The following is a 9,923-nucleotide window of genomic DNA, read 5'->3' as shown; positions in this document are numbered from 1 at the left end:
GGGCAGCGTTTATGGCGCTACGCATTTAATCGATGTGTTATTAGGCCATAAAACGGAACGGGTACTGAAATACGGCCACGACCACGTGTCGACGTTTTTTTTTTGGTATTGGTACGGCGTTTAAATGAGCAGCAATGGCATTCGGTTTTTAGACAGCTTATTGCGCGTGGATTAGTGGTTGTTGATTTTGAGCAATTTTGGCTCGCTACGGCTAACCGAGCAATGTCGTCCCATTTTACGTGGCGAGCAACCATTGATGTTACGGCAAGATGTCGTGCGTCAAACTGAGCAGCGTACTAAAGGTAAGGCTGGAATAACCAGTACTCACACATCGTTATTAGAGCGGCTAAAAGCTAAGCGTCGAGAAATTGCCGAAGCTCAGGATGTACCGCCTTATGTGATTTTGCCAGATACCAGCTTAAAAGCGTTGGCCGACGCTAAACCGGTATCAGTGAAAAAACTATTAAACATTCCAGGTATCGGTAATCGGCGCGCCGAGCTATATGGTGAAAAATTTCTTGCCGTGATTCGCGACTTTGCTCAAGCCGCCGTTAAAGACAGCGATACTATCGTCGAGTCGGTTAACTTATTTCGCTTAGGTTTTACCGCACAACAAATTGCCCAAAAGCGAGAATTAAAAGAATCAACGGTATTAACGCATTTAGCACAAGCCATTGAGCAAGGCAGTTTGCTATTAACCGATGTGATTGATTTACCGGCTAAAGAAATTCAACAGATAGAAGAGGCTTTGTTAAGTTTATCCGATGAAGAAAAGCATCGATTAAAACCGGTTTATGAGGCTTTGGGCGGAGCGTATTCGTATGAGATCTTGCGTTGTGTGCGAGCTGGACTGGTGGTCAAAATGCAGTCATAGTCGCTGCACATATAAAGTGCAATTTCATACTCAATTGGTGCGATATTTGAAAATTAGGCAACGTGACTATGTAAAAGCGATTGTTACAAACCCGACAAAATGCTGTCAATTTCACGTTTATGCGAATAGACATAAAAAAAGTGCAATGCAATAAGCAATTTCAATAAAGCGGCTTATTTTTTGAGCTAATTAGGCACGGTATCTGCTCAATGGTTGTGACCTGTTCCTATTGTGCAGAATCATTAACGGCAGCGCCGCCGATGTGTCTGGCAACGTCGCCTAACCGGAGCCTAGAGGCAATGCCGGTTATTCAACGACACTACGATTTTAAACAATAACAGCCTAGCGCATCATTATGCTTTTTGTTTAGCAATGATGGTCAGCATTTAGTTAATCACACTCTAAAAAGGTTTGTTATGAGTAAGTATCGCACGTTAATTGTTGCTATCGCGCTGTTTTTAGTCTTTGACTTAGGCGTATTAATTTTAAATTTTTATGTATCGGCGGCTATTTCTAAAGATGCTGCTAGTGTTAACTTAGCGGGGCGCCAACGTATGTTATCGCAACGCATGGTTAAAGGTTTGTTGGAAACCCAAATCGCTATGGAAAAAGGTGAAGAGTTAGCTAAGCCTTTAGACGAATTAAAAAAGTCATTTACGCTGTTTGATGACACGTTGAATGCGTTTAGCCAGGGCGGGCAAACCATGAGCGGTAACGGCGAGCTATTCAAATTGATGCCGTGCAAGATCAAGCCGCCATCGAGGTTATCAATAAAGCGTTTACGCTGTGGCAGACGTTTCGTGCTCAGCTTAAGGTTGTGTTAGAGCCTACTGTTCCACTGTCAGCAATTACCTTAAACAATGCCGTTGAGTACGGTCGGGCTAATAATGTTGAATTATTGGGTTTAATGAATCAGCTTACCAGCGCGTTAGAAAAAAGTCGCCGCCGCTAAAGCCGATAGACTGCGTATGATTCAAATGATAGGGATTAGTCTAGCGTTATTAAACTTTATCATCATTATTCGGCATTTTATTCGCCATTTGCGTATGAGTGATGCAAAAGCTGAGGCAGCCAGACAAGAGAATCAAGATATTCTCGATTCAGTATCGGAAGGCTTATTTTTGTTAGACCAAAATGGCGTTATTGGCGCTGGACATTCTAAATCCATAGAAGAGATATTTAAAACGACGCAGTTAACCGGTAATCGTTTGCTTGAGGTGTTAAAGCCTTTAGTACCGGAAAAAAGTGTTATGGGAAAGTAAAGATTTTCTCGATATTTTATTTCGTGACCATGTCAATTTAAAGCTGATAGAAAGCCTAAATCCACTCCGGCAAGTGGAATTGTTTTTTAAAGACAGTGGCATAAAAAAACATTTAGCGTTTCAATTTTCCCGTGTAGACGATAAGCATAGAGCTGTTTCCCACGTGCTAGTAACGGTTAAAGATTTGACTCAGCAAGTTGCATTGGCTTTGCAGTTAGAAAAATCAGAGCAAAAAGTTGAAGAGCAAATGACGTTTTTTATTAGGCCTATTACATTTAGACCCAGAGTCAGCTAAAGAATTTATCGTCGCTACCGAGCAAACCCTTCAGCAAGTCAATGCAACGTTAAAACAATACGGCAAAAATGAATTAGCGTTACCTAAACAATGCCGGTTGGCGTTATTAGATATTTTGCCTATGGTGCATCGCGCTAAAGGTGAAGCCGGGCTATTAGGTTTTAATTTGTTTGAAGAAAAATTACATGCATTAGAAGACGTGATTGATGAATTGCGCAAAAGACCACAAGTGCAAGGCGAAGATTTACTGAGTTTGACGGTTCAATTAGATAGGTTAATGTTAGATGTTAAGTCCATTTATGCCTTATTAGAGCATATGAGTGATTTACGCCAAACCTTTGCTAGCGAAGAGTCGCAAGGCTTAACACCTGTAACGAATTCATCAGCGCCTACCTCCAGTTTTAATCCGCCTACCGAAAGCGGTGCCGATGAGCAAAATATGCTGGCTGGATTGCGTCAGATGGTTCAGGCCATGGCGGCTGTTCAAGGTAAACGTGTAGAGTTTTTTGCTGAAGGTTTTGACGTGTTGTTATTAACCTCTTATCAGCGTAATCAACTCAGAGATATTTTATTACAGCTAATGCGCAATGCCGTGACTCATGGCATTGAATTGCCGGATGAACGCTTAGCCAGTGGTAAGGCAGAAATCGGTCAGATTCGGTTACAAGCCCAGATTCAGGCACAAGGTTGCTCGATTATTTGTTATGACGATGGCCGGGGTATCGATGCTTCAAAGTTACGTGATGCTGCGCTAATAGGCGGCTATGCGAACGAAGATGATTTACTTGATTGCGATGAGCAAAATTTATATGCGTTGATGTTTGAAACCGGCTTATCAACGGCCGAAGAGGTGACGGTTCATTCCGGGCGAGGTGTGGGTTTAGATGTGGTTAAGCAGCAAATTAAGGCCTTAGGCGGACAATTGGCCTTAGCAACAGAGCTTGGTCAGTTCTGCGCTTGGCGTATTTCTCTACCGTATACCCACTTAGAGCATTTGCCTTTTGCAGCGGTGTAATGACCATGAATAAAGCGATGGTTAAATTAATGATTGTCGATGATTCGACGATTGTGCAACGCCGTATTGAGCGCGACCTTCAGCTACCTTATGTCAAAGTAGTCGGCAGCGCTAGCGATGGCGTGGAAGCAGTACAACTCTTCCAGCAAACATTACCTGATGCCGTAACACTTGATTTAACCATGCCCAACATGGATGGTTTAGCAACCGTTTCGGCGTTGTTGGCGATTCAGCCCAAAACGCGCATTTTAGTGATTTCAGCGTTAGCGGATAAAGCCACCGCTATCGAAGCGATTCGTCGCGGTGCAAATGGTTTTATCTATAAACCGTTTACCGAAACAGAATTAAACGCGGCGCTGAGAGAGTTGTTGGGAGATTAACATGATGAAAGAAAATTTATTAAAGCTGTTTGTTGATAACACCACCCATTACTTTAAGCACTTGTCTCGCGAATCGGTAGAAGTACAAGTGCCTTATTTAATCGCCCATCATGAACCGGTGATTTTTGATTATACTGGGATTATCGGCGTCAGTGGCGCCTACAGAGGTTATGTCTATTTGACCGCACCCAGCAAAATGATGCGGTTTTTATTGCAAACCCAAGGCGAGCAGGATTATAGCGAGCCGCATTGTTTAGATGTCATTGGTGAAATAGCCAATGTCTTAGCGGGCAATGTAAGACGCGAGCTAGGTGCCGAATTTATGATTTCAGTACCGCTAAGAATTGCCGGTCAACCTGATAAATTGCTATTAACCGATAAATCCTGGTCGTTTGCGATTCCTATTCGCTATTCATTATTTATCGCTGCGTTAGTGGTGAGTTTGGAGGAGCATGTTATGTAAAGTCTTGTTGTGCAGATAATGACTGCCAGACTTCATCTAATAAGGCACGAAATTCTGTATCTTCCGGTAGTTCATTCAGTTGGCTATCTGCTTTTTCTTCGTCGTAAAGCGCTTGTCCGCCTTGTTTTAGCGCGGCTTGTAGCACAGCGCGGCATTCGTCTTTACGATGTAATAAAAATAATGCGTAGGCTTGATTGCCTAAAATTGTTGCTTGATCATCAATAGCCGCTGAGTGTAAGGCTTGCTCGAAATGCTCAAGTGATTGTTCGAACAAGCTTAACCGTTGTTGTGAGTTAGCGTGTTTTTTGGCTTCAATCAACAGTGCAAAGCCTATGCTATTTAACCCTAGACAAGCATATTGCTGTAACATGGGATCATTAGTGGTGCTAAAACGCTTAATCAAGTCATTATAAACAGCACTAGCTGCTTCCGGTTGTTGTATTTGTGTTAACGTAACACCTTTGTTGTATAAGGTCTTAGCAACTGATTCTAATATAGCGATTTCATGGGCTTGCCCAAAGCGTTGTAGAAGTTCGTCATAAACAGTAATGGCTGCTTCCGGTTGTTGCATTTGTCCTAGCACAACACCTTTGTTGTATAAGGCCTTAGCGATTGGTTCCAATATAGCGATTTCATGGGCTTGACTAAAGCGTTGTAGTAGTTCGTCATAAACAGCAAGAGCGGCTCCCAGTTGTTGCATTTGCCCTAGTACAACACCTTTGTTGTATAAGGCCTTAGCGACTTGTTCTAATATAGCGATTTCATGGGCTTGACCAAAGCGTTGTAGTAGTTCGTCATAAACAGCAATAGCAGCTTCTGGTTGTTGCATTTGTTCTAGCACAACACCTTTGTTGATTAAGGCCTTAGCGACTCGTTCTAATAATTCGATTTCATGGGCTTGGCCAAAGTGTTGTAGTAGTTTGCTATAAACAGCAATTTCTGCTTCCGGTTGTTGCATTTTTCCTAGCACAGCACCTTTGTTGATTAAAGCCTTAGCGACTGGCTCTAATAATACGATTTCTTGGGCTTGGCCAAAGCGTTGTACTAGTTCGTCATAAACGGCAATTTCTGCTTCGAGTTGTTGCATTTTTCCTAGCGCAAACCCTTTATTGAATAAGGCCTTAGCGACTTGTTCCAATATATCGACCTCATTGGCTTGACCAAAGCATTGAATTACTTCGTCATAAGCGGCAATTTGCTCGCTAGTTTTTTCTAATTGCTCTAAACAACTCCCTTTAAGCATTAGTAATCGAGCTTTAATAACATTATCCGTGGCTTTGGCGTTTAGTAGCGTCTGGTTAATAAACATAAGCGCTTTTTCATAGTCGCCACTAAAAAAATACGCCCTGGACAAATGGTTTAGCAAGTTAAGACTGGTTGGATGTTTAATTACCCCTTTTTGGGCTATATCAATTACTTGTTTCCAATCACTTTTTTGTAGTGGTGTTATGAGTTGCTGTAAGTACGGCGCCTCATCGACTTGCGCCACCTTTTGAATTAACTCGGTTAGCCTTCGGTAGGGGGCATCAGAACTAAATAAGTCGCCATCATCGACTAATAGCCTGTCTTCGTAAGCGAGTAGAGGATGATAAGGAATCACGACGGGCTTTTTGGCATTATAAGCTTTGTTGAAATCGCGTTTAATGCGTTGCATTTTTTTTCCGAACGGTGTGGCTTTATCAACCGGCATCACCGGTATAGGGGAGGCGACCAGGATGAGTTCAGGTTTTAACGGGGCATGACTGCATATCGAATCGAATACGCGTTTAGCTCCGACTAGGTTTTGCTCATTAAGATTAAAGACTAATACGACAATATCGGCTAATTGGTGCGTAGCAATGCCGCCTACTTCTGATAAGCCGGTACGCGCGTCTATGAAGACATAATCAGGCTCATACTCGGCGATGATATGGCCGCGTAAGTTCTCAAGGATTTTATAGCCGTCTTGCTGGTTATAAAAATCAGCCCAGGTGGTGGTGTTTAGAAAAGCTAAATAACCTGGTTCTCTGTCCCGACCTGCGGGCATAATCCAAGTTTTACCCTGGTCAGTCTCTTTTCCGCAGCATTCATGGATAAACGCGTTTAATTCACTAGGTGGGCCTTGTTCAAGGCATAACGCAATGTATTCAGAAAAACCAGCGGGTCGCTTGTCGCCTGATTTGGGTTGAAACGGCTGAAAATGCAATAAGCCGGGTGCTTCTAAGTCAAAATCCATTAACACGACTTTTTTTACCGCTCGCGGCTAATACCCGCGCGCAATTGGCAAGTGCTAAAGTTCTACCTACGCCGCCTTTATACGAGTAAAACGCGACAAAACGGGTTAGTAGTGTTTTTTTACTATGCTCCATTGGCAGCAGCTCGTAATAAGAATTGATGGGTGGCCTGTGGATTATTAAATTTTTTCACTTCGCTCTGGGTTAGCGTGCTCAAACTCTCGTTTTGGCGTTGTTGTTATGAGCTTGACGGGTTTAATGCTATCTAACGTGTCTTTACCTAATTTCGATAAAAATAATTGATGTTTACGGCCTTGCTTTAACCGATAACACAGTCCATTTTGCTCTAATTTTTTTAACTCATTAGCGATATGCGATTTTTCTTTGCTGCATCGCCGCGCGATTTCGCTTGGGGTTATGCCGGGTGTGTTATCGATATGTGACATGATTGAGCCACTAACCGTTGAGGGCATGACTAAGCGCAGTTGTTGTAAGGGCTTACCACTTTCCAATGCGAGTGTTAACAGTTCATTGATGGTTCGCCAACGGTCGCCCGGCTTGCCGGTGGTGTCGAAATGGTCGGCTAACCCTGCTAAATCGGCATAACTAGCAAGCATGGCGCGCATTTCAGCATTATCTTGGTTGAGTAGTGCTTGTGCGGCGAAAGCCGTTAACCAGGCTTTTTCTGCGTAGACTTGTGGGGTGTTTTGGTCTTTTAACGCGTTACGGTAGGCGTCGCGGTGCTCGTTGAGTGCGTCCATAGTTCATTGATAGGTAGTTTTTATTATTAACTATTGTGGGTTGGATAAGATTAGTTCATATCAATCTCGATTTCAACAGTGAATAATGGGAGGTCTCCTGCAATTGTTAAACCTTGTTTGGATGGGATATAGGCGTAAACAGCCTTGTCTTTGTTATTTGGTTCGGCATTACAAATAAAGGCTGAAGACAGATGATGTTCGCCGACATTCGCGCAATGTCGATGGAAACGTTTTAAATTAGGTGACATTGCAGGTACTAACAATACCTGAATCGGTAAGTCTTTCCACAATGAATCATGGAAAAAATCCAGACAAATTGGCGTAGCAGTTAAGCCTAATGCTGTTAAACGAAGCGTGACGGTGTTAGCTAATTGCGTAGGCTCAAAAGCCGCTTGCTTATGATTCAATAGGTTATGAGCTTCCCGCTCAGTTAAGTTAAACGGTTGGCGTTTTTCTTGTTGCCATTCAATGTCACCAAAGGCATTTAACACGGTACAGCAATTGCTGAATTCATTGCGCTTATTGCCATGATGGATATGGCGACTGCCAGCGACGATTAGACGGATAACCGGCTCAAATGCGTTATGTTGTAGCAGCCAGGCTTGTATAACTGTTAATAACGCTTCGGTCACGATTAATTCCGGTAACAGTAAAATATCAATTTTTTTGTTGGTACGCTGTTGCTAGTGCGAGCGTAATTTTGTTAACCAGCTCAGGTTCATTTTGAGCGCTCGCACACCAAAAAGGCATACGTCCATCAGCGCGCAGATCGTCGGCATCGTATTGCCATTGCATCTCTTCATGATTGGCTAATGGCGCAAAACCAATTTTCATGTGCTTGCGTGTCAGTAAAGCGTTTAGGCTGTCACTACGGCCACAATCGAATTGGGTTGAGTTTTCAATTTTAAGCCAACGATAACAGAGCTTAATAAAGCCTTGTGTACCAAGCTGTCCGACAGGCTTGAAGCGGTTTTTTTCAGGAATGGCTTTGTTAATGGCTGAGGCTTCGTGTTTAACCAGTATGTAGGGTTGATTATGCACGGTTTGTTCGATAATACCGTGCAATAAACTGGCTGTAGGCATTTGTTTATAACGTTGTTCTAATTGGATTAAACAACCGTAAGCGTTTTAGATAGTCATCGTTTGTTGTTATGCCTTGGCTTAAGATGTCGTTCACGGTGTCTTTAGTGCATAAATAACGCTGAAAGTTTTGATTACTACACGATGCGATAAGTTGACCTAGGTGATGAGCATCATCAAGTATTAAACGACTGTAAAGCTCGCACCATTGTGTAAGTGTGTGTTCAGAAAAATCGTCCATGCCAACCTTAGCGCGAGTTAAGAGTAAGCGTGATTTTATAGTGGCTGTTAGCTAAATGCTATGCTTGTCTGATTAGAGAACTTATTTATTACAACTCTATATGGTAAGTTTAGGTTTTGCGCTTAGCATCAATAACATTCGGTAAGCAACTGATTTTATGTAAAATTTGGCTGAGTTGGTCGGTGTTTTCGATTTGAATGGTAAGGTTTAATTCAGTGGTGAAATCAGGGTGTGTACTCATGGTGGCATGAGCGATGTAAATTCTAGCTTGCGCGAGCGCATGGGAAACATCGCTGAGCACATTTTGCATGCTAAACGCTTGTATTGTGATAGGCACTAAGTAACGTGCTTTTTTATCTTGACTCCAAGCTACGTTGACTAAACGTAATTGTTTTTCTGGATTTAAGCGCGTGATGTTGCTGCAATCTTTACGGTGTACGGTAATGCCTTTTTTTAATGAGATATAACCGATGATTTCATCACCTGATACCGGGGTGCAACAATGAGCAAAGTTAGTTAAAACATTGTCAATACCAGCTACCGAGATAATAGATTTAGGCCCAGAAGCGTGTTGTAACTTAGCTTGTGTTGTTTCAAATTCAGGGATTTTAAAAAATGCCGTGAGTTGCTGCGTGTTAATATCACTACGGCCAATCGCTTCTAAAAGCTGCTCTTCGTTTTTTTGTTTAAAGTGTTTCGCTAGCTCTACTAAATCAGGGGTCTTAACGCCTAGTCTGCGGCTTTCTTTGTCTAAAATAGCCTTGCCGGTCGCGATATTGCGACTATGTTCTTGGTTTCTAAACCAGCTTCTTACCTTGCTTATGGCTGTCGGTGATTTTAGATAACCGAGATTAACATCTAACCAGTTACGGTTAGGCCCGCCTTCTTTTGTGGTTAAAATTTCTACTTGCTCGCCAGATTTTAGCGTATAGGTTAAGGGTACTATGCGTCCATTCACTTTAGCGCCCCGGCATCGATGGCCTATTTCTGTGTGAATGGCATAAGCAAAGTCTAGCGGTGTTGAATTTTTCACTAAGTCAATTAACTGGCCTTTAGGTGTTAAGATATAGACACGGTCATGAAATAACTCGCTACGAAAACTTTCGGCTAAGGTTTCATCATCATCTTTATGTTCTAATAATTTACGCAATGAGTTAATGCTTTTTTCTGTAGCGGCATCATGTTTGCCGCCTTCTTTATACGACCAATGCGCGGCCACGCCTAATTCGGCAAATTCGTGCATGGCTTGGGTGCGGATTTGCACTTCAATACGATTGCCGTCTGCGTCTAAGATGACGGTATGTAGCGATTGATAACCGTTTTCTTTAGGATTGGCGAT

Annotated in this window: 15 protein-coding genes; 9 read left to right on the top strand and 6 right to left on the bottom strand. The window is 42.6% G+C overall.

The features are described 5' to 3' along the window. From VZ94_RS24375 to VZ94_RS09770, 9 genes are all read left to right on the top strand, one after another. Positions 1-124 (top strand): RQC domain-containing protein (locus tag VZ94_RS24375; RefSeq protein WP_131655525.1); only part of this gene is annotated, 124 nt, incomplete at its 5' end. 54 nt (positions 125-178) lie between these two features. Further along, the gene (locus tag VZ94_RS09800; protein WP_052700402.1) at positions 179-874 is read left to right on the top strand and encodes a helix-turn-helix domain-containing protein; all 696 of its coding nucleotides are present in this window, start codon (positions 179-181) and stop codon (positions 872-874) included. A gap of 416 nt (positions 875-1,290) precedes the next feature. Next, on the top strand, positions 1,291-1,698 hold the full coding sequence (locus tag VZ94_RS09795; protein ID WP_131655524.1) for a type IV pili methyl-accepting chemotaxis transducer N-terminal domain-containing protein: 408 nt from the start codon (positions 1,291-1,293) through the stop codon (positions 1,696-1,698). Continuing rightward, a complete protein-coding gene (locus tag VZ94_RS30575; protein WP_275575195.1) occupies positions 1,692-1,826 on the top strand; it encodes a hypothetical protein in 135 nt (44 codons plus the stop codon). The genes VZ94_RS09795 and VZ94_RS30575 overlap by 7 nt, the downstream gene beginning before the upstream one ends. 16 nt (positions 1,827-1,842) lie before the next feature. Next, on the top strand, positions 1,843-2,136 hold the full coding sequence (locus tag VZ94_RS09790) for a hypothetical protein (RefSeq protein WP_045779089.1): 294 nt from the start codon (positions 1,843-1,845) through the stop codon (positions 2,134-2,136). Further along, complete coding sequence (locus VZ94_RS09785; protein WP_045779088.1) at positions 2,120-2,431, top strand: hypothetical protein; 312 nt, start codon at positions 2,120-2,122, stop codon at positions 2,429-2,431. The genes VZ94_RS09790 and VZ94_RS09785 overlap by 17 nt, the downstream gene beginning before the upstream one ends. Before the next feature lie 97 nt (positions 2,432-2,528). Then, positions 2,529-3,446, top strand: a complete 918-nt coding sequence (locus VZ94_RS09780) for an ATP-binding protein (RefSeq protein ID WP_045779087.1) — start codon at positions 2,529-2,531, stop codon at positions 3,444-3,446. Continuing rightward, on the top strand, positions 3,446-3,826 hold the full coding sequence (locus VZ94_RS09775; protein ID WP_204369101.1) for a response regulator transcription factor: 381 nt from the start codon (positions 3,446-3,448) through the stop codon (positions 3,824-3,826). Before VZ94_RS09780 ends, VZ94_RS09775 begins: the two co-directional genes overlap by 1 nt. Before the next feature lies 1 nt (position 3,827). Beyond that, positions 3,828-4,289: a chemotaxis protein CheX gene (locus VZ94_RS09770; protein ID WP_052700401.1), complete on the top strand. Its 462-nt coding sequence runs from the start codon at positions 3,828-3,830 to the stop codon at positions 4,287-4,289. On the opposite strand, the gene VZ94_RS09765 is transcribed toward VZ94_RS09770, so the two are convergent. The 6 genes from VZ94_RS09765 to VZ94_RS31955 all read right to left on the bottom strand — a co-directional run bounded on the left by VZ94_RS09765 (position 4,282) and on the right by VZ94_RS31955 (position 9,923). Then, on the bottom strand, positions 4,282-6,510 hold the full coding sequence (locus tag VZ94_RS09765) for a tetratricopeptide repeat protein (protein WP_439097725.1): 2,229 nt from the start codon (positions 6,508-6,510) through the stop codon (positions 4,282-4,284). The two genes, VZ94_RS09770 and VZ94_RS09765, sit on opposite strands and share 8 nt — an antisense overlap. A 171-nt stretch (positions 6,511-6,681) precedes the next feature. Continuing rightward, positions 6,682-7,263, bottom strand: coding sequence for a MarR family transcriptional regulator (locus VZ94_RS09760; protein ID WP_045779085.1), 582 nt, complete (start codon positions 7,261-7,263; stop codon positions 6,682-6,684). A 50-nt stretch (positions 7,264-7,313) separates the two neighbouring features. Next, positions 7,314-7,895 carry a hypothetical protein gene (locus VZ94_RS09755; RefSeq protein WP_045779084.1) on the bottom strand — a complete coding sequence of 194 codons (582 nt, stop codon included), beginning with the start codon at positions 7,893-7,895 and terminating at the stop codon, positions 7,314-7,316. Positions 7,896-7,920: 25 nt separating this feature from the next. Next, complete coding sequence (locus VZ94_RS09750) at positions 7,921-8,346, bottom strand: hypothetical protein (protein WP_045779083.1); 426 nt, start codon at positions 8,344-8,346, stop codon at positions 7,921-7,923. A gap of 4 nt (positions 8,347-8,350) precedes the next feature. Continuing rightward, positions 8,351-8,584 carry a hypothetical protein gene (locus VZ94_RS09745; protein ID WP_045779082.1) on the bottom strand — a complete coding sequence of 78 codons (234 nt, stop codon included), beginning with the start codon at positions 8,582-8,584 and terminating at the stop codon, positions 8,351-8,353. Between the two features lie 109 nt (positions 8,585-8,693). Continuing rightward, positions 8,694-9,923, bottom strand: a complete 1,230-nt coding sequence (locus VZ94_RS31955; RefSeq protein WP_338040338.1) for a RelA/SpoT family protein — start codon at positions 9,921-9,923, stop codon at positions 8,694-8,696.

Source organism: Methylocucumis oryzae (genome assembly GCF_000963695.1).
Taxonomy (GTDB): Bacteria; Pseudomonadota; Gammaproteobacteria; order Methylococcales; family Methylomonadaceae; genus Methylovulum; species Methylovulum oryzae.
The sequence above is the reverse complement of the archived record's forward strand: the minus strand, read 5'-3'. Positions and strand labels throughout refer to the sequence as shown.